Here is a 20356-nt window from a genome sequence, read left to right on the forward strand (position 1 = left end):
ACGGATTGCTGTTACTTCTTTCATGAGGTTCGGGTACTTCTTCAACCAATGTTTGGAGTGGGTAGTTTTAGTATAACTTTTTGTTGATCTGATCAGCATATTCTCTGATCGCAGATATTTAAACAGATTGTCTCTTCCAATTTTAAGGTTGCAGCGTTTAAAATCCTCTTTAAGAAGATAATACAACTTTCGAGTACCAATCCTGGGCATTTTTCTACGAATCTCACTCACCATGGGCTTGATCAAAGCAAGTTCCGCAGCTCTTCTCTCACTGCGGATCTGCCCCTGATAAATGGCTTGTCTGCTTATCCCAAACAATCGACAACAACGAGAGAGGCTTACTTGTTTTTGCTGTCGGATGCCCCAGATTGTTTGGGAGAATACTTTTTTCTAATAGAAGTTCCGTATTGTTGATCGGAGATATCTATCATTTTGTTGAGAATCTCATTTTTTAGTTTCTCATCTGAAAGTTCTCTCTCCAATCTTTTAATTTTCTGGGCTGGTGTCTCTTTTGATTTAGGCATGGTCAATCTTCTTGGTTGGCTCCAATCTAAAGTACCATGTTTTCTTAACCAAACCAATACTGTACTTCTTCCTTGGATGCCATAGGTCTTCTGAGCTTGTTTATATGTCAACTCACCTTTTTCTACCTGGGATACTACTGCCAATTTAAAGCCTAAGTTGTAATCCTTCTGTGTCCGTTTAACTGCTTTGTTTGTTATTGATTTCATAAATAAGTCGATTTGTTGTCAACTTATTTCAGGACGGGTCATTTCAAAGAAAAAGGGCAGCTAAAAATATAGCTGCCCTTTTCTGTTCAGGAACAGAGAAAATCTAGAGGATGGAAAAATTTCCCTTTTCTCCATTGCTATTCTTGTATCTCTCAATACAATCTTCAATGATGGTATTTGCTTCCTGCAGGTCTCCCCAGCCTTCTACGTCTACCTTCTTTTGCTCAAGATCTTTATAGACCTTGAAGAAATGTTCAATCTCTTTGATAAGGTGACCGTTAACGTCATTAAGATCGTTCAACCTGTTCCAAATAGGGTCTGAAACGGGAACACAGATCACTTTTTCATCTGGTCCCTTCTCATCGGCCATGTGGAATACTCCAATGGGCTTCACTTCCATCACACAGCCTGGAAAAGTAGGTTCTGTTACCAGTACCAGCACATCAAGCGGGTCTCCATCTAAGGCAAGGGTTTCGGGAATAAAGCCATAATCTGCAGGATACATCATGGATGAAAAGATCATCCTGTCATAGCGGACTTTCTTGAGATCAAAATCGTACTCGTATTTATTACGGCTCCCTTTCGGGATCTCGATAAGAACGTCAAATGTTTTACTCATTACAATATTATATATTTAGTACTCTTTTTGCTTAGGGGCGGCAAATATACTACTTCATTCGGTTTTAGGCAGCAACATTATTTTAAGAAGTTGCTCTGGGATAAAAGTTTAGGTTTTTATTTAGAAAAATGAAATAGAAATTCTAAAAAGTCCTTTTAGTTCGCCACGAATACACGAATGCAATTTTCGCCCTCTCCCGGCTCTCCTAAAAAGAGTCTGGCTCTTGGTTCCTGTAGCGAAGCGGTCTTGTCAAAAGATACGCATGAACAATTTAGTTGCACTATCATCTAACAAAAAAAGCCTCCCAAAAAGGAGGCTCAAAAATGTCATTTTTGGAAGGTATTATTTAATCCTTGTACATTACTTTCTTTACCGCCTTGATCACATCCATGTGATTTGGCAACCACTCTTCCAATAGTACGGGAGAATATGGTGCAGGAGTATCGGCCGTATTGATTTTCACAATTGGTGCGTCAAGAAAATCGAAAGCCTGTGACTGCACCTGGTAAGTGATCTCTGTTGCAACATTTCCAAAAGGCCATGCTTCTTCGAGAATGACCAGCCTGTTGGTCTTTTTAACAGATTCCAGAATGGTTTCGTGATCCATTGGACGAATAGTACGCAGGTCGATGATCTCACATGAAATGCCGTCCTTTTCCAATTCTTCTGCAGCCTTATAAGCTTGTTTGATGATCTTTCCGAAGGAAACTATAGTAACATCACTACCTTCTCTTTTAATATCGGCTTTTCCAATTGGCAATACGTATTCTTCTTCAGGCACCTCTCCTTTATCTCCATACATTTGCTCAGATTCCATGAAGATCACAGGATCGTCATCACGAATTGCAGCTTTTAAAAGTCCCTTAGCGTCATAAGGATTAGAAGGTACGATCACTTTTAAACCGGGAGTATTTGCATACCAGCTTTCAAATGCCTGAGAGTGTGTTGCCCCTAATTGTCCTGCTGAAGCTGTTGGCCCACGAAAGACTATAGGTACATTGAATTGCCCACCACTCATTTGGCGCATTTTCGCAGCGTTGTTAATGATCTGGTCAATTCCCACCAGGGAAAAGTTGAAGGTCATGAATTCGATGATAGGCCGATTTCCATTCATGGCGCTTCCCACACCTATTCCTGAAAAACCTAATTCTGAAATGGGTGTATCAATAACCCTGTCCGGACCAAATTCGTCCAGCATTCCTTTTGATGCCTTATAAGCTCCATTATATTCAGCAACCTCTTCCCCCATAAGATAAATGGATTCATCTCTGCGCATTTCCTCGCTCATGGCCTCGGCAATTGCTTCCCTGAATTGGATTGTCTTCATTATACGTATTGTGTTTAATTTTTTTCGAACCACAAAAATAGTAATTCATAAAAGGATAATCACCTACTTCGGAACAAAATTTTCTTATGCACGCACAGTAATTTTCCTCACATTTTATGTATCTTCGTAGACCAATTATAAACTTTTTTTAAAAAATTTCTGAGATATATGAAAATATTAGTGTGTATTAGTCATGTACCTGATACTACCTCTAAAATCAATTTTTCTGAAGGAGATACAAAATTTGATACAGCAGGGGTACAGTTCGTGATCAATCCAAATGATGAATTCGGCCTTACCAGGGCCATGTGGTTCAAGGAGAAGCAGGGAGCAACCGTAGATGTTGTCAATGTAGGAGGTGCCGAAACAGAACCTACCTTAAGAAAAGCACTAGCCATTGGCGCCGATAACGCTATAAGAGTAAACACCCCGGCAACAGACGGAATATATGTTGCAAAACAAATCGCAAAAGTTGCTAAAGATGGTGGATACGACCTCATCCTTGCCGGAAGAGAATCCATTGACTATAATGGAGGAATGGTGCCAGGAATGGTGGCCGGACTTATAGACGCAAATTTTGTGAATACCTGTATAGGCCTGGAAGTAGACGGTACCGAGGCTACAGTCATTAGAGAGATAGATGGAGGAAAGGAAACTTTAAAAACCAGTCTTCCACTTGTAGTAGGGGCGCAAAAGGGAATTGTGCAGGAGAGCGATCTTCGAATTCCAAATATGCGTGGTATCATGCAGGCACGTAAAAAACCACTTAATGTAGTAGAACCTGTAGAGGCCGGTAGCTATTCTAATGCTGTGAAATTTGAAAAGCCACAGCCAAAAGGAGACATAAAACTAATTGACCCAGATAACCTTGACGAATTGATCAACCTGCTTCACAATGAAGCCAAGGTAATTTAGAATTCAAGGTTCAGGATTCGAGGTTCAAGGATTCAAGGATGGCCCTCCTTCGCTAAAGCTACGGCGGGTAAAATTTTGGAATTTGGTGCCTGGGATTTGGAATTTAATATTCAATAGTCAATATAAAATATTCAATAAAGAAAATATGTCAGTTTTAGTATATACAGAATCAGAAGAAGGACAGTTCAAAAAGACAGCGTTGGAAGTTGCTTCCTATGCAAAAGGAGTTGCCGACATGCTGGGAACAGAAGTCACGGCAGTCGCCTTTAACGCCGATAATGCAGCCGACCTCGGCAAGTATGGCGTAAGCAAGGTGTTAAAGATCAACAATGAAAAGCTCCAAAAGTTCAATGCCAAGGCCTATGCCGATGCACTGAAGCAAGCTGCAGAAAAAGAAGGCGCAAAGGTCATTGTTCTAAGCCAGAGTGCGAATGCAAAATACCTGGCTCCCTTGTTGGCCGTTCAACTGGAAGCAGGTTACGCATCAAATGTGGTAAGCCTGCCCGAAGGAACCGAGCCACTACAGGTGAAAAGAACAGCTTTTACGAATAAGGCCTTTAGTTTCACCACCCTGGATACAGATGTAAAGATCATCGGTTTATCTAAAAACGCTTTTGGCCTGAAAGAAAGTGCTGCCACGGCCAGTGAGGAAGATTTTTCCCCTTCTCTTTCAGAAGGAGACTTTGCAGTGAATGTGATATCGGTAGATAAAGCAGCAGATAAGGTAACCATTGCCGACGCCGAGATCGTGGTTTCTGGCGGTCGAGGCATGAAAGGTCCAGATAACTGGGGCATGCTCGAAGAACTTGCAGAAACCCTTGGCGCAGCAACAGCCTGTTCCAAGCCGGTGAGTGACATGGGCTGGAGACCTCACAGTGAACACGTGGGGCAGACGGGAAAACCAGTTGCAGCAAATCTTTACATTGCTGTAGGAATTTCCGGAGCTATTCAACATTTGGCAGGGGTAAGTGCATCGAAAACCAAAGTGGTAATCAACAATGATCCAGAAGCTCCCTTCTTCAAAGCTGCAGATTACGGCGTAGTTGGTGACGCTTTCGAGATCGTACCCAAACTCACTGAAAAATTAAAGGAGTTTAAGGCGAATAACGCATAATTTTTATAAATTGCGTGCCGTTTAAAGGGCTGTCTAAATTAGGTTTTTGCCCGTTTTAGACAGCTTTTTTTGTATTTTTGAAGTATGAGTTTAGTGCGCCTTAATATTAAAGGAATTTCTTACAGCCAAACACAGAACGGAGCTTATGCCCTAATCCTGAGCGAGGTAGAAGGAGAACGCAAACTCCCCATAGTTATTGGAGCCTTTGAGGCTCAATCTATTGCCATTGCTCTCGAAAAAGAGATCAAACCCCCACGGCCTCTCACCCACGACCTGTTTAAAAATTTTGCTGATCGCTTTGAAGTGGTTGTAAAACAGGTGATCATTCATAAACTTGTAGACGGTGTTTTTTATTCAAGTCTTATCTGTGAAAGAGATAAGATCGAGGAGATCATTGATGCTCGCACCAGCGATGCCATTGCACTGGCCCTAAGATTTCAGGCTCCCATTTTCACCTATAAGAATATCCTGGACAAAGCAGGTATATATTTAAAAGGTGACGAGAAGAAGGAACATGAGGAAGAACAGCAAAAAGAAGATATCATCGTAGAAGAACTGTTTTCAAACGAGGTCGAAATAAAATCGGATCGGCCAGATTATAAAAAACTTTCCCTCAGCGAACTAAATAATATGTTAGATCAAGCCGTAAAAAATGAAGATTATGAAAAAGCGGCCCGCATTCGTGATGAAATTTCGAAGCGAAAATAACCCCCCTTTTTATGAATAAAATCTGGTGCTGCCTGTTCCTGATCTTCTTCGGAATATCTCTCTCTTTTGCCCAATCGATCTCAAAAACCTGGAAATTTGAAGCTGTTGAAGACAGTACCCAAAATGCCTTTTTTGACACCTCCCCGGGCATAGATCAACTAAAACTGGATAACGGGAATTTCGAACTCCTGGGGAACCAGGAGACTACCCCCCGATCCAGTGGGAATTATGTTTTTCAAAATGACGTTCTGGTCTTTTTCCACGACAGCCCAAAAGATAGTATCCAGAATTTCAGAGTAACTACACTTACAGATTCTACCCTTGTTCTTTCCAGCCGAAGTTCAGAGTACAAGCTAACTGAAATACCTCAAACGGTAGACGAGGTCCTCCCGGTAGCAACCGCAAAAGTGATGATCCCAAACGCCGGATTCACCTTTCAGAGCTTTTGGAGAGGTGCAATTGGAATGATCTCCTTATTACTACTGGCCTTTTTGTTCAGCAGTAACCGGAGAGCAATCAACTGGAAAACCATTCTTGTGGGTCTAGCAGCGCAACTGCTGCTCGCAATTGGGGTGTTAAAAGTGACAGTTGTTCAAAATGTTTTTGAATTTGTAGGGAAGGGATTTGTACTTATCCTGGAGTTCACAGCCGCAGGAAGCGAATTTCTTCTGGGCGGGCTCATGGATGTGAACAGTTATGGTTTTATTTTTCTGTTCCAGGTTTTGCCAACCATAGTTTTCTTTTCTGCACTTACCTCGGTACTTTTCTACCTTGGCATCATACAGGTGGTGGTAAAAGGAATGGCATGGGTGCTCACAAAGCTCATGGGAATTTCGGGCCCTGAAAGTTTAAGTGTGGCCGGAAACATCTTCCTGGGGCAAACTGAAGCCCCTCTTATGATCAAAGCATATTTGGAAAGAATGACCAGATCGGAGATCTTGCTGGTGATGGTTGGTGGTATGGCTACAGTTGCCGGAGGTGTACTGGCAGCCTATATTGGCTTTTTAGGTGGGGATGATCCCGTACTAAGGCTGGAGTTTGCGAAGCATTTGCTGGCCGCTTCAGTTATGGCAGCCCCGGGAGCCATTGTAGTTTCCAAGATCCTGTATCCGCAGCAGCAGGAGATCGACACCAATGTCGAAGTCTCTTCAGAAAAAATCGGTTCCAATATTCTTGATGCTATTGCCAATGGTACTACAGAAGGTTTAAAGCTTGCAGCCAATGTAGCGGCAATGCTTCTTGTTTTCATTGCATTCATTGCAATGATCAATTACGGACTGGGAAAAATTGGAGAATTAACGAGCCTTAATGCGGTAATGGCCGAAAATACACCTTATGCAAAGCTCTCTCTTGAGTCTCTTCTTGGACTCGTATTTGCACCACTTATGTGGCTTATTGGAGTAGCTACCGAAGATATGATGCTCATGGGACAACTGCTGGGAATAAAACTCGCAGCAAGTGAATTTGTGGGTTATATTCAACTGGCAGAATTGAAAAATCCGTTGAACGCTCTAAGCCTGACTTACGAAAAATCGATCATCATGGCTACCTACATGCTCTGCGGCTTTGCAAATTTTGCTTCTATAGGAATCCAGATCGGAGGGATTGGTTCTCTCGCTCCTGGCCAGAGAAAGACCCTTTCAGAATTTGGAATGAAGGCCCTTATTGGAGGAACTATTGCCTCCTTGCTTTCAGCTACCATTGCGGGAATGATCATTGGTTAATTTGCACTTTTAGTCCTAAAGGAGAACTAAGAGCCAAGAATAAAGACCTTTATTTTTTTTACCGGGAGTCTTCTTTCTCTCAACCCGAATAAAATTCTTCTAGTTAATAAGTCTGTTATAACTCCCTTTTGGAATTAACTTTATTAATTGGAACAGTTTTTTATTTTAGCTGAAATTGATCCGGAATTTGTCATTTTTGACCCGGAAGCATCCGGCAACTTATACCTCTAAGGCAGTTACTTACAGAACTACAAAGTAGAATATCAGGCATTGCAGTTCTTTTAATCTAATACTATGAAGCAATACCACGACCTTATAAAACACGTGCTGGAGAACGGCAATGAAAAAGGAGACCGCACAGGTACGGGTACTAAAAGTGTTTTTGGTTATCAAATGCGCTTTGACCTCAGCAAAGGTTTTCCTATGGTAACCACTAAAAAGTTACATCTTAAATCCATCATTTACGAATTGCTCTGGTTCCTTAATGGGGACACGAACATCAAGTACCTCCAGGAAAATGGGGTGCGCATCTGGAACGAATGGGCCAATGAACATGGTGATCTTGGTCCCGTATACGGCCACCAGTGGCGCAACTGGAATAGTGAGGATATTGACCAGATCAAGGAAGTTGTGGAGACGCTCAAGAAGAATCCCAATAGTCGCCGAATGCTGGTGACCGCATGGAACCCTTCAGTCTTACCTGATACTTCAAAATCGTTTTCAGAAAACGTGGCCAATGGGAAAGCAGCCCTTCCCCCCTGTCATGCTTTTTTTCAGTTCTATGTGGCTGACGGAAAATTATCTTGTCAGCTATACCAGCGCAGCGCAGATATCTTTTTAGGCGTGCCGTTTAATATCGCATCTTATGCCCTGCTCACGCTCATGATAGCGCAGGTATGCGGCTATGAACCCGGAGATTTTATTCACACTTTTGGCGATGCCCATATCTACAACAATCACCTGGAACAGGTAAACCTCCAGCTGTCACGGGACCCAAGGGAGCTGCCAACCATGAAGCTGAACCCGGAAGTGAAAAATATTTTTGATTTTAAATTTGAAGATTTTATATTGGAAAATTACGATCCGCATGCTGCCATAAAAGGCAAAGTAGCGGTATAATTTTTTTCTAATTTTTAAATTTTCAAGAAGTATGAAGAAGTTCTTAATGATCACCTGTTTTTTCTTTGGAGGAATGGCAGCAGCCCAGGCCCAGCAAACATCTCCCGTTTGGCCCGGCTGCGAAGACAGCGAAGACAAAGCAGCATGTTTTAATGAGAAATTGAGCGCACATGTAAGGGAACATTATGAATACCCTATGAAGAACAATGAATACATCAGGGCCCAGGTAAAGGTTTCCTTTGATGTAAACGAAAAAGGAGAGGTTGTCGTTAAATCTGTTGAGGGACCAAAACCTGAAGTAAATAAGGCAGCAAGAGAGATGCTGGAAAAGATCCCAGATATGAAGCCAGGAACCCTAAATGGAAAACCTGATTCAAGAAATTTTACTACCACTTATAAATTTTAAACTTAAAAGCCCCTGTCATGAAAAAATTACTGCTCATCCTTTTTCTTTTTACAGGGGCTAGCCTCTTTGCACAAGAAGGCGTTAAAGTCACTGGCAATACCATGACCACCAAACAGACGCCACCGGTATGGCCGGGGTGCGAGGCAGCCACTGTGCCATCAAAAGTTTGTTTTAAGGAAAAACTTACGCAGCATTTAAAGGAGAATTACAAATTCCCCAAAGATGCCAATGGTAATTTCATTCGGGGAAAAGCTATTGTTTCTTTTGTGATCAACGCCAAAGGAAAACCAGAGATTACAAAGGTAGAAGGTGCTAAAAAGGAACTTAACGAGGAGGCAAAACGCATCATTCTCGCAATTCCGCAAATGAAGCCGGGACAAGTAGCTGGAAAACCTACAGCGGTAAGTTATAAAGTTCCCTTTACTTTTTGATACGGCGTAGATTTCTCTATTGCATATTCAGAGCTGCTGCCGTACAATTGTTAGTATAGCTTTAACTAAAAGGCACTTATAAAATTTTAAATTTGAAGGAAACCGGCAGGTTTCCTTTTTTGTTCGAGATAAAAGGGGCTGCCGGAAATCCTTTTTTTATGAATAGAACAAAACCTCCGGAATTTAAAACACAATTTGCTGAAGATGTTTTTTGCGGCCTCACTTCCTATCCTAAGAAACTGAGCTCCAAATTTTTTTACGACGAAAAAGGAGACCAGCTTTTTCAGCAGATCATGGGTTTGCCCGAATATTATCTCACAGGTAAGGAATACCAGATCCTTGTACGGCATAGAGAGGAAATAGGCGAGGCCTTTGCTTCCCTAGAAGGTTTTGACCTCATCGAACTGGGAGCAGGTGACGGCAAGAAAACAAAGGTTTTGCTACGGCATTTTGAAGAAAAAAATTATGATTTCAAATATTTGCCTGTAGATATAAGTCAGAATGTACTTGAGCAGCTAAGCCAAAGCCTGGAAACCGAAATTCCAGGGATAGAGGTCGAACCTCAGCAGGGAACTTATGCCCAGGTACTAACCAAACTTTCAGAATACAAGAACAGAAAAAAGATCATTTTGTTCCTTGGGTCCAATATTGGAAATCTATCGCAGCAGGAGGCAATCAATTTCCTTTCTGGGATAAAGGCTTCTATGAATAGTAAAGATCTGTTCTTTATGGGCGTTGATCAAAAAAAGCATCCCCAGGTAATTCTTGATGCATATAATGACACCTCCGGCATAACTGCAGCTTTCAATAAAAATCTGCTCACCCGAATAAACCGTGAACTGGAAGCCAATTTCGATTTGGAAGCTTTCATGCACTGGCCATTGTACGATCCGGAGACGGGGATTGCAAAAAGTTACCTGGTGAGCAAAAAAGAGCAGGTCGTTCAAATCAATGATCTAAATCTCGAAGTGCATTTCCAGGCATGGGAAACCATTCATACTGAAATATCCCAAAAATATGATGACACCTCAATTTCCTGGCTCGCCGAAGAGGCTGGGCTGCAAATAGTAAAGAACTGGACCGATAAGGAAAAGTGCTTCAAAAATTACCTTTTTCAAACCTTATGATATGAAAGCTATCTGGAACAACACCATCATTGCCGAAAGCGATAAAACAATTGAAGTAGAAAATAATTTTTATTTTCCTCCCGATGCTATAAGATCAGAATTTTTTCAGCTAAGCGATACTCATACTATCTGTTCCTGGAAGGGAAAAGCTTCATATTTCCACCTGCAGGTGGGTGATGCTTCAAATCCCGATGCCGCCTGGTTTTATCCGCATCCAAAGCCAGAAGCCGCCCAGATTAAAGATCATGTTGCATTTTGGAAAGGCGTGGAAATTCAGAAATAATTTTTTATTTCAGAAAAAACAGCTAAGTTTACAAAGATCAAAAAAGACAAATCTGGTGATTTTCAATAACAACAATAATAATTTCAATAACAATCTGAATTTACTCAGATTGCGGAGAGCTCTTATTGTTTAGAAAAATCCTACTACAATATTTAAAGCCTTTCCGCCACCGGAAAGGCTTTTTTTTTGCACACATATGAAACGACTTCAGAATAATAATATCAATAATAATAGTCCGCCACCCGAGGGAGAGGAACTCTGCGCTTAAAAGCCTGCCTCCTTCCCGGGGCGGGCTTTTTAATTTCAGGAAAAATTTTATAACACACAAAAACCACATAAAATGAAATCTACAGTACAATTATCAGAAAAGTTAGCCACCGAAGAATCGGTGCAATTAGTAAAAACAGCTTTTGAACAGTATCTTAAGGAGCAGCTTGCCCTAACCAAAGTTTCGGCACCAACTGTTGTGCTTCATGGAACCGGGGTAAATGATGATCTTAACGGTGTTGAGCGGCCCGTGGGATTCCCTATAAAATCAATGCAGGAACGAAGGGCCGAAGTGGTGCAGTCTCTGGCAAAATGGAAACGGCTCAGATTAAAAGAATACGAGCTTGAACCGGGCACAGGAATTGTCACCGACATGAAGGCGCTAAGACCAGATGAAGATTTGGGACCCTTACATTCCATCTCGGTAGATCAATGGGACTGGGAAAAAGTAATTGCTCCAGAAGATCGTAACCTGAAATTTCTTAAGCAGGAAGTAAGAAAGATATATGCCGCAATGCTTGCTGCCGAAGCTGCTGTTGCTGCATCTCATCCCCTGCTCACTCCTGTACTTCCTGCAAAAATCATCTTTTTACATTCCGAAGAACTTCAAGAAAGCTATCCTCATCTCTCTCCTAAACAAAGAGAGGATCGTGTAACAAGAGAATTTGGAGCTGTCTTTTTAATGGGGATCGGAGGGGTACTTGGAAGTGGAGAGCCGCATGATGGGCGTGCGCCAGATTATGATGACTGGAGTACTCCAACTTCGGCTACTACCAAAGGTCTTAACGGGGACATCCTGGTATGGCACCCTGTCCTGGAGCAGGCATTTGAGATTTCCTCTATGGGAATAAGAGTAGATGCAGCGGTACTAGAAGAGCAGTTAAAGATAAGGAAGGCAGAAGACAGAACAGCATTCCATTATCACCGGGAACTACTGCAAGGAAAATTACCTCAAACTATTGGCGGCGGAATTGGGCAGTCAAGACTTTGTATGTTTCTGCTTAGAAAAAACCACATTGGAGAGGTACAGGTAAGCATTTGGCCAGAGGAAATGCGACAGGAACTAGAAACAAAAGGTATCTTTCTTCTATAATACAGAAAAGCCTCCAGGATTTGAAAACCCGTGAGGCCTTTTTTTTATTCATTCGTTTAACCTAAGAGATAGAAAATTAATGCTAGTCAAAAATGCCATTTTTGACTAGCATTAATTTATTTGTTTTAGCAGTTGATCAAGATCAGCCTCAGTATTGAAATAATTAAAACTAACTCTTATGCCATCTCCTCTTTGAGAGCAGATGATCCTGCTGCCACTAAATTTCTGAAACAATTTCTCGTCTCCTTTAATATTGAAAATGGAAGAATGCTGCTTCCGGTTAACAACCGAATTTTCCAGCATACCTTTTTCAGAAAGCTTCTGTTTAGCGAGCTTAGAGAGGTCTTTAATTCGCGTCTCGATTTCCTCCATCCCTACCTGCTTTATAAGATCAACAGCAACTTTTAAACTTCCGAAGTTAAGCGTATCCAGGTGACCTGGCTCAAATTTTCCGATAAAGCTGCCGTGATAAGGCTTGTTCCTGCTTTGAAGCTCTTTTACCTCAAGATTTTCAGAAGTAAAGAGCTCCTGCATATGATCTTTGAACAGGAAAAAACCATTTCCGTAGCCGGCATTCAGCCATTTATAAGCACTGGCTCCAAGAACATCCAGGGCAGATGTTGAGAAGTCAAAGCTTTCGGTGCCGCAATATTGCGTACCATCAGCAAAGAGAAGCAACGCGGGATATTGCGATTTTAGCTGCTTTAAAAACTCCTGGTCCATCTTGATGCCGTCGATATACTGCACCAGACTAAAAGCAAAAATATCTGGCCGCTCCTTTGCAACTGCCTCAGCTATATTCTTTTCGAGATCTTCATTGATCTCTGCATAACACACGTCAAATCCCCGAGAGGTCACGGTCCAGTTCACAGCCGGGTAATCGTTCTTTAACAAGAGCACCTTTTTACTGGGATCTATACCAGCCATAAGGAGATTAAAACACAGGGAAAAATTAGGCGTTAAAGCCACCAAGTTCGGGGCGCATCCAAACAGGCCGCCAACCGCTTTTCTAGCCAGTAGAAATACCTCATTCCGCTGTTCTCTAAAAAGGCTGCCTCCAATCAAAAAATCGAGATCGTGCTCCTGTCTAAAATCAAGTAAGGCTTCAGAAAGTAATCCTGAAGCAGCTGCGTTAAGGTAAGTGTACTGCTCAAGCAGCGGAAACTGTTTCTTAAAATTCTTCATTTGCGGGAATTATTCCGAAGTAAAATCAATAAATTTGAGATCCTTACTAAAATAGATCATAAAATGATGTCAAAAAATAATACTTCTTCCAAGATCGATCCCGAACAACGGGAGTTAATTGAAAGGGCGCAGCTAAGGGCGAGGCAAAAAAGAAGGCTCTACCAGCACTTTATAGTCTTTTTATTTGGCGCTGTAATATTGATCCTCCTCAACGTCATTTTCGAGATTGGCACAGATATCAATCCCTTTGGCATCGATTGGTTTGTATGGGCGATCATCTTATGGGCAATCATTTTTCTCATTCACGTTTTCAATGTGTTTGTGACCAATAAATTCTTCGGAAGGGCCTGGGAGAATGAACAGGTGGAACGGCTCGTGGCGAAACAGCAGAGAAAGATTGCCGAACTTCAGAAGAAAGTAGAGCGGGATCATCCCTTACCCCATAAAGAAGAACCCTACATTCCTCCTACCACACCCCGCCCCATAGATCCCGATCAACCTACTAACACTTGAAAAATGGCAAAAATCACCATAATTGCAGCGGCTGGAGAAGGAAATGAACTTGGCAAGGATAAAGATCTTGTATGGCATTTGCCAGATGATTTCAAGAGGTTTAAGCAACTTACTACCGGCCACACCATCATCATGGGCCGCAAAACTTTTGAAACCTTTCCAAAGTTGTTGCCTAACCGAAAACATGTCATCATCACCCGCAAGAAGGATTATCAACCAGCTAATACTATAGTAGTACATTCTTTAGATGAAGCTCTCGAGCTTGTAAACAATGAAGAGGAAGCCTTTGTCATTGGGGGCGGTGAGATCTATGAACTGGCTATGGAAAAGGCAGATTGCATTGAGCTTACAAGGGTTCATGGCACTTTTGAAGCCGATACGTTTTTTCCTGAAATAGACAAGGATAAATGGAAACTCACAGCTTCTGAAAAACATTCGGAAGACGAGCGCCACAACTATGCCTTTACCTATCTCACTTATGAGCGTTCAGAATGACGAAAAGGTAATAAAACAACTTGGAGAGCAACACAATTTCCAGGTAAAGACTAGCATTTCCCTCGCCGGCGGAAGTATTAATCGGGTTTATCTTTTACGGACCTCTGAAGGTGAAAGGGTTATTAAAATAAATTCTGCCACAAAGTTCCCCGGTATGTTCGCTGCAGAGAAAGCGGGACTGGACGCGCTGAAAATTGCCAAAGCTTTAGATGCCCCAGAAGTTTTTGCCGTGGGACAAATTGAAGAGTCTGCTTATCTCCTGCTGGAGTACAAAAAAGAAGGGTCTCAAAAAGTGCATTTTTGGGAGGTATTTGGTCAACAACTTGCTCAGCTTCACAGAAACACTTCCATAAATTTCGGATTTCCATCTTCAAATTATATTGGCAGTCTTGCTCAATACAACAATGCTGAAAGTTCGGCCGCCGACTTTTATATTCATCAACGATTGGAACCGCAAATAAAAATGGCATCAGAAAGAGGATTTTTACTCCAGAATCTTTCCCGTGTTTTTAAAAACATCGCCCTGGAAATACCCAATGAACCTCCCGCCCTCATTCACGGAGATCTTTGGAGCGGAAATTATCTTGTCAACCAGGAAGGCCTGCCCTGTCTCATAGATCCTGCTGTTTGTTATGGCCCCCGGGAAATGGACCTGGCGATGATGAAGCTTTTTGGAGGTTTTCCCGAAGATGTCTTTCAAATATATCATTCTGCTTTTCCGCTTGAATCGGGATGGAAAGAAAGACTTTCGATGTGGCAATTGTATTACCTCCTGGTGCACCTCAATATTTTTGGGAGCAGCTATCTTCCGCAGGTAAAAAAAGTCATCGCAGGCTTTTCATAATCTTAACAGGCGCACTGGCAGTTTTAGCAGTTCTTTAGTGGAAGAGCCCTCTCATTTCAATTATATTTAAGAACATAAATAAAAAATTGATATGAGTACCGAAAACCTGAATAAAGAAAAATCCTGGGAGAAACTCAGAGATCTGGTAGATGATATAAAGGTGGCCATGATGGTCACAGGGCTGGAAAAGAAGCCCATCAACGCGATCCCGATGAGGACCAAAAAAGTAGATGACAAAGGTAATATCTGGTTCATAAGCATGGGCAATAGTGACCATAATAATAATCTACAGCTCAATAAAAATGTACATCTTCTGTACAGCGACCCAGATGACAACGAGTTCCTAACGATTTATGGAGAGGCTGAGATCACTAAAGACCGGTCCGTTCTAAAGGATCTTTACAACTCCACCAGTGATAACTGGTTTGACGGGGTTGACGATCCTAATCTCACTGCAATTAAAGTACGCCCAGTAGAGGCTTACTTCTGGGATTCTAAGGTGAATAAGTACGTGACCCTTCTAAAAATGGGCATTGGAGCCTTAACCGGTGAGCGACAGGACATTGGAGAAAAAGGAAAATTGAACCTTTAAAAAGAGGAAAATTCAGAAACCTTACAGGCTGAAACTGTAAGGTTTTTTATTTTATTAATTTTGCAAGCCTAATCAATAAAGTTATGAAAGCATACGTTTTTCCGGGACAGGGAGCCCAGTTTAAAGGAATGGGCAAAGATCTTTACGAAAGATCTCCTCTTGCAAAAGAACTCTTTGAAAAAGCCAATGAGATATTAGGTTTCCCCATTACCGATATCATGTTCGAAGGAACTGATGAAGACCTGAAACGCACTAAGGTGACGCAACCGGCTGTATTCCTGCATTCAGTTATCCTCACCAAGGTATTGGGAGCTTCCTTTGATCCTGATATGGTTGCGGGGCACTCTCTGGGAGAATTTTCGGCACTTGTTGCCAACGGAGTTTTGGAATATGAAGATGCGTTAAAGCTGGTCTCTAAGAGGGCAATGGCCATGCAGAAGGCCTGTGAACTGGAAGAATCAACAATGGCTGCAGTATTAGGATTGGAAGATCATTTGGTGGAAGCTGTTTGTGCTGATATTAAGGGTACAGTGGTAGCTGCAAATTATAATTGTCCGGGGCAACTGGTGATCTCGGGAGACTTACTGGCCGTTGAAAGAGCCTGTGAAGAGCTAAAAGAAAGAGGAGCGCGACGTGCCATGATCTTACCAGTTGGAGGTGCCTTCCACTCTCCCCTAATGGAACCCGCCAGGGAAGAACTCGCGGCTGCTATTGAAGAAACGAATTTTGCAAAACCTGTTTGCCCAATATATCAGAATGTTTCCACCTTTGCAATGACCGATGCTTCGGAAATAAAGAAGAACCTTATTTTACAATTAACAGCTCCTGTAAAATGGACGCAAAGTGTTCAAAACATGATCAAAGATGGAGCTACGGAATTCATTGAGGTAGGACCAGGAAAAGTACTGCAGGGACTGGTCAAGAAGATCGACAGAAATGCCCAGGTAAGTTCGGCAGAAATCTAAGAACGAACCAGGAATAATGATTAAGACTGATTAAACCCGGTTGATACAATAAAAAACTCCGGAGGTATTTAAGACTTCCGGAGTTTTTTTCCAAACAGAGGATTTGTTGAGCCAAATATCTCGATGCCTACTAGGCACTACTTCTTATAGACTTCCCCTGCTTTCATCACAAAATGCACCTCCTCGAGAGTTTTCACATTCTTTGTTGGATCTTCCTTTACGGCAATGATATCGGCGAAGAATCCAGGTGCAATTTGTCCTAGTTCATTTTCAAGATTCAGAATTTTTGCCGGCACTATTGTGGCACTCTGAATTGCTTCAAGAGCTGGCATTCCTGCCTCTACCATATACCCAAATTCTTTTGCATTTTTACCGTGTTCAAAAACTCCTGCATCGGTCCCAAACGCAATTTTAACTCCTTTCTTATATGCTTTTCCAAAAGTGCTTTGCAGCTGTGGACCAATTTCCCGTGCCTTTGGCACTACCAGTTCGGGATAATAATTCTGGATCTCAGCTTTTTCTGTCACTTCCTTTCCTGCGGTGATGGTCGGGACGAGGTAGGTGCTATGTGTTTTCATAAGATCCATTGTCGCATCGCTCATTAGCGTCCCGTGTTCAATTGTAGTTACACCTCCCTTGATTGCCCTCTGCATACCTTCATCTCCATGGGCATGTGCCGCTACATGAAACCCGTAGTCTTTAGCAATATCTGTAATGGCCTTGATCTCTTCTAATGTAAATTGTGGATTGGAACTGCTTTTGGCAACACTCAGCACTCCTCCGGTTGCAGTGATCTTGATGAGATCGGCTCCATTTTTATATCGCTGCCTCACAGCCTTTCTCGCGTCATCCACGCTATTCACGACCCCCTCTTTTGGACCCGGATCTCCGGTAAACTGTCGGTTCATTCCATTAGAAGGATCTGCGTGACCTCCTGTAGTGGCAAGAGATTTTCCTGAAGTATAGATTCTTGGCCCCTTCACCTTACCTTTGTTGATCGCATTGCGAAGAGAAATATTCACCCCTGTACCTCCCAGGTCGCGCACTGTGGTAAATCCAGCCAATAATGTAGTTTCTGCGAAACCTACAGCGTTAAAAGCATCATCTGCCGGATCGTTTGTAAAACGCTCCAGGTATTTCGACGGATTGGTTTCACTTTCAAGATGCACATGCATATCTGTCAAGCCAGGGAGCAGGAACATATCTTTCAGGTCAACCAAACTATCGCCAGGATTTGCAGGTTGTATAAACCCATCTCTTATTTCTTTTATTCTGTCTCCTGAAACTATAATGGTCTTTTCATTGTGTACTTTTCCAGTCTTCGTATCTAGAAATTTTCCGCTGTGGATGTAAGTATCCTGAGCAGCGACTACTATAGTGAATAACAGGCTGCAGGCAAAAAGAAAATATTTCATAAGTTTCTATTGATTAAAAAAATCTTTTATAGCACCCGTAATATATGAAATTTGCTCCTCATCCAGTTCTGTGTGCATCGGGAGAGAAATTACCTCCTTTACCAGTTGGTTGGTAACAGGGAAATCGGCTTCATTATAGCGTTCATCCTTGTAAGCCTTCTGACTGTGCAGAGGAATAGGATAATAAATACCAAAAGGAATATCCTTTTTTGAGAGGTATTGGGCTAAAGCATCACGCTTTCCATCGGCAATTTTAATGGTGTACTGGTGATAGACATGAGTATCATCAGAGTTTTCAGTATACGGAACAGTAATTCCATTGATATCATTTAAGGCTTCAGAATATTTCCTGGCAGCCTTCTGCCTCGCTTTATTATACGTGTCCAGGTTTGGAAGTTTAGCACGAAGCACTGCTGCCTGAATACTGTCAAGTCTTGAATTCACGCCAACCACATCGTGATGATAGCGTTCATACATGCCGTGATTTACAATTCCTCTAATGCTATGTGCAAGAGCTTCATCATTGGTGAAAATAGCTCCTCCATCTCCATAGCAGCCTAAGTTTTTGGATGGAAAAAACGAAGTTGAGCCCACATGTCCTATGGCTCCTGTCTTCCTGATAGCACCGCCCTTTGAATGGAAATTTGCACCTATTGCCTGCGCATTATCTTCAATAACAAAAAGGTCGTGTTCCTCTGCTATTTCCATAATGGCGTCCATATTTGCAGTCTGCCCAAACAAATGTACTGGTACAATTGCCTTTGTTTTAGGAGTTATAGCTCTTCTTATAGCATTGGGATCAATATTAAAAGTATCTGGCTCTACATCCACCAGCACCGGTGTGAGTTGTAGCAGGGCAATGACCTCTACCGTCGCCGCAAAGGTAAAATCGGCAGTGATCACCTCATCGCCGGGTATAAGCCCCAGACCCATCATGGCTATCTGTAAAGCGTCGGTACCATTTGCACAGGGAATCACATGTTTTACCTGAAGGTAATCTTCCAGTTCCTTCTGAAAAGCATGAACTTCGGGACCGTTTATAAAAGAGGTAGTATCTATTACCTCTAAAACCGAAGTATTTACCTGCTCTTTTATTTTCTCATATTGACCCTTAAGGTCAACCATTTGTATTTTTTTCATTACTTAATTTTGTGTTACGAAAATACGAAGAATGCCACTTTTGCCAATGCTATTTTCTTAATTTAGCACCTCAAATTCCTCATCTTGAAGTTTCTTTACGATTTCGTTATTAGTTCTGCTGAAAAGCTCCTTCCCGTTGCAGGAAGATTGCATGATAAATTAAATTTATTTACAGAAGGAAGACTAGGTCTTTTTGAACACCTTGCCGCTGAAATTAACAACAGTGACAGCACCATCTGGATCCATGCAGCTTCTCTTGGAGAATATGAACAGGCAGTGCCGGTAATCAAGGAGCTACGGCATCAATTTCCAGACCACAAGATTGTAGTAAGCTTTTTTTCTCCCTCAGGATATGAAGTGAAGAAAGCATCCTCGTTAGCCGATGTGGTGACATATCTACCTCTGGACACGAGGAAGAATGTCAGGAGATTTCTAGACCTCGTACACCCGGAATTGGTGATGTTCGTAAAATATGAGTTTTGGCCAAATTTTTTGGACGAACTTGCAACACGCAGGATCAAGAGCCTGTTAATCTCGGGTGCTTTTAGAATAGACCAGGCGTTTTTCAAGTTTTATGGAAAATGGATGCGCAAATACCTGTCTGCCTTTGACTTCTTTTTTCTTCAGAATCATAGCTCGCTTGAGCTTCTTCAGGAAATGGGCTTTAGCAATGCTGTAGTAAGTGGGGATACCAGATATGACAGGGTCTTTGCCCAATTGTCACAGGATAATCATCTAGATTTTATAGAAGAATTTGTAAACGGAGATCTCTGCATCGTTGCCGGAAGTACCTGGCCCGAAGATGAAGATCTGATCCTGGAATTTATCAATTCAGATGAAACTGGAGCAAAATTTATTATAGCGCCACATACAATAAAGAATTTCAGGATCAAAGAATTAGAAGCCAAACTGGAGGTCCCTTCAGTAAAATATTCAGAATGGGAAGGTGAAAACCTGAAGGAGAAGAAAGTATTCATCATCGATACTATAGGCCTGCTTACCAGGATTTACAGCTATGCCGATATTGCTTTTGTAGGAGGGGCATCTGGAAATACTGGCCTTCACAACGTACTTGAACCTGCAGCATTTGGAGTGCCAATCATAATTGGTAAGCACTACGGCAAATTTCCGGAGGCAGCAGAATTGTTAAGAGTCGGAGCTCTTTTTTCAGTTAAAAATTCCGAAGCTGCCACAGAGACCTTCAAGGATTTGGTAGCAGATAAAAACCTCAGGAAACAATTGGGTCTTATGGCGGCAAATTATATTGCAAACAAGCGCGGTGCGACTGAAACAATCATGGATTATCTTAGCAAAAACCGTAACCCATAGGTACCTAAGCATCT

The 20356-nt window shown here is 42.0% G+C and carries 21 protein-coding genes and 1 pseudogene; 16 read left to right on the forward strand and 6 right to left on the reverse strand.

Translation table 11 applies throughout. The features are described from left to right. The 3 genes and pseudogenes from HC175_RS24225 to HC175_RS11275 form a co-directional block, all read right to left on the reverse strand. Positions 1–731 (reverse strand): annotated as a pseudogene (locus HC175_RS24225) (transposase family protein); the annotation flags it as partial. 103 nt (positions 732–834) lie between these two features. After that, positions 835–1350 carry an inorganic diphosphatase gene (locus HC175_RS11270; protein ID WP_168138607.1) on the reverse strand — a complete coding sequence of 172 codons (516 nt, stop codon included), beginning with the start codon at positions 1348–1350 and terminating at the stop codon, positions 835–837. Positions 1351–1696: 346 nt separating this feature from the next. Then, entirely contained in the window at positions 1697–2677 is a 981-nt protein-coding gene (locus HC175_RS11275) for a pyruvate dehydrogenase complex E1 component subunit beta (RefSeq protein WP_168138608.1), read from the reverse strand. A gap of 168 nt (positions 2678–2845) precedes the next feature. Between HC175_RS11275 and HC175_RS11280 the strand changes: the two genes are divergently transcribed. From HC175_RS11280 to asnA, 10 genes are all read left to right on the forward strand, one after another. After that, positions 2846–3592 carry an electron transfer flavoprotein subunit beta/FixA family protein gene (locus HC175_RS11280; protein ID WP_168138609.1) on the forward strand — a complete coding sequence of 249 codons (747 nt, stop codon included), beginning with the start codon at positions 2846–2848 and terminating at the stop codon, positions 3590–3592. Positions 3593–3737: 145 nt separating this feature from the next. After that, on the forward strand, positions 3738–4706 hold the full coding sequence (locus HC175_RS11285; RefSeq protein WP_168138610.1) for an electron transfer flavoprotein subunit alpha/FixB family protein: 969 nt from the start codon (positions 3738–3740) through the stop codon (positions 4704–4706). Between the two features lie 84 nt (positions 4707–4790). Beyond that, positions 4791–5414: a bifunctional nuclease family protein gene (locus HC175_RS11290; protein WP_168138611.1), complete on the forward strand. Its 624-nt coding sequence runs from the start codon at positions 4791–4793 to the stop codon at positions 5412–5414. Positions 5415–5425: 11 nt separating this feature from the next. Continuing rightward, entirely contained in the window at positions 5426–7138 is a 1713-nt protein-coding gene (locus tag HC175_RS11295; RefSeq protein ID WP_168138612.1) for a nucleoside transporter C-terminal domain-containing protein, read from the forward strand. A gap of 294 nt (positions 7139–7432) precedes the next feature. After that, positions 7433–8257 (forward strand): thymidylate synthase, encoded by an 825-nt coding sequence (locus HC175_RS11300; RefSeq protein ID WP_168138613.1) that lies wholly within the window; start codon positions 7433–7435, stop codon positions 8255–8257. A 31-nt stretch (positions 8258–8288) separates the two neighbouring features. After that, positions 8289–8663, forward strand: a complete 375-nt coding sequence (locus HC175_RS11305) for an energy transducer TonB (protein WP_168138614.1) — start codon at positions 8289–8291, stop codon at positions 8661–8663. Positions 8664–8680: 17 nt separating this feature from the next. Next, entirely contained in the window at positions 8681–9094 is a 414-nt protein-coding gene (locus tag HC175_RS11310; RefSeq protein WP_168138615.1) for an energy transducer TonB, read from the forward strand. Positions 9095–9252: 158 nt separating this feature from the next. After that, positions 9253–10221 (forward strand): L-histidine N(alpha)-methyltransferase, encoded by a 969-nt coding sequence (gene egtD / locus HC175_RS11315; RefSeq protein WP_168138616.1) that lies wholly within the window; start codon positions 9253–9255, stop codon positions 10219–10221. Between the two features lies 1 nt (position 10222). Further along, positions 10223–10504 (forward strand): DUF427 domain-containing protein, encoded by a 282-nt coding sequence (locus HC175_RS11320; RefSeq protein ID WP_168138617.1) that lies wholly within the window; start codon positions 10223–10225, stop codon positions 10502–10504. A 340-nt stretch (positions 10505–10844) separates the two neighbouring features. Then, the gene (gene asnA, locus HC175_RS11325; protein WP_168138618.1) at positions 10845–11864 is read left to right on the forward strand and encodes an aspartate--ammonia ligase; all 1020 of its coding nucleotides are present in this window, start codon (positions 10845–10847) and stop codon (positions 11862–11864) included. Positions 11865–11975: 111 nt separating this feature from the next. Here asnA and HC175_RS11330 read toward each other — a convergent pair whose 3' ends face one another. Continuing rightward, entirely contained in the window at positions 11976–13049 is a 1074-nt protein-coding gene (locus tag HC175_RS11330; RefSeq protein WP_168138619.1) for an aminotransferase class V-fold PLP-dependent enzyme, read from the reverse strand. Between HC175_RS11330 and HC175_RS11335 the strand changes: the two genes are divergently transcribed. From HC175_RS11335 to fabD, 5 genes are all read left to right on the forward strand, one after another. After that, positions 13050–13562 carry a 2TM domain-containing protein gene (locus HC175_RS11335; RefSeq protein ID WP_235942602.1) on the forward strand — a complete coding sequence of 171 codons (513 nt, stop codon included), beginning with the start codon at positions 13050–13052 and terminating at the stop codon, positions 13560–13562. A 3-nt stretch (positions 13563–13565) separates the two neighbouring features. Further along, positions 13566–14057 (forward strand): dihydrofolate reductase, encoded by a 492-nt coding sequence (locus HC175_RS11340; protein ID WP_168138620.1) that lies wholly within the window; start codon positions 13566–13568, stop codon positions 14055–14057. After that, a complete protein-coding gene (locus HC175_RS11345) occupies positions 14020–14901 on the forward strand; it encodes a fructosamine kinase family protein (protein WP_235942603.1) in 882 nt (293 codons plus the stop codon). The genes HC175_RS11340 and HC175_RS11345 overlap by 38 nt, the downstream gene beginning before the upstream one ends. Before the next feature lie 91 nt (positions 14902–14992). Then, positions 14993–15493, forward strand: coding sequence for a pyridoxamine 5'-phosphate oxidase family protein (locus tag HC175_RS11350; protein ID WP_168138621.1), 501 nt, complete (start codon positions 14993–14995; stop codon positions 15491–15493). Positions 15494–15576: 83 nt separating this feature from the next. After that, on the forward strand, positions 15577–16458 hold the full coding sequence (gene fabD, locus HC175_RS11355) for an ACP S-malonyltransferase (RefSeq protein WP_168138622.1): 882 nt from the start codon (positions 15577–15579) through the stop codon (positions 16456–16458). Between the two features lie 137 nt (positions 16459–16595). On the opposite strand, the gene HC175_RS11360 is transcribed toward fabD, so the two are convergent. After that, positions 16596–17873 (reverse strand): metal-dependent hydrolase family protein, encoded by a 1278-nt coding sequence (locus tag HC175_RS11360; RefSeq protein WP_168138623.1) that lies wholly within the window; start codon positions 17871–17873, stop codon positions 16596–16598. Positions 17874–17879: 6 nt separating this feature from the next. After that, complete coding sequence (locus HC175_RS11365; RefSeq protein ID WP_168138624.1) at positions 17880–19013, reverse strand: DegT/DnrJ/EryC1/StrS family aminotransferase; 1134 nt, start codon at positions 19011–19013, stop codon at positions 17880–17882. Positions 19014–19097: 84 nt separating this feature from the next. On the opposite strand from HC175_RS11365, the gene HC175_RS11370 reads away from it, so the two are divergent. Continuing rightward, positions 19098–20342, forward strand: coding sequence for a 3-deoxy-D-manno-octulosonic acid transferase (locus HC175_RS11370; protein WP_235942604.1), 1245 nt, complete (start codon positions 19098–19100; stop codon positions 20340–20342). Positions 20343–20356: the final 14 nt, after the last annotated feature.

The organism is Salinimicrobium oceani (assembly GCF_012037645.1).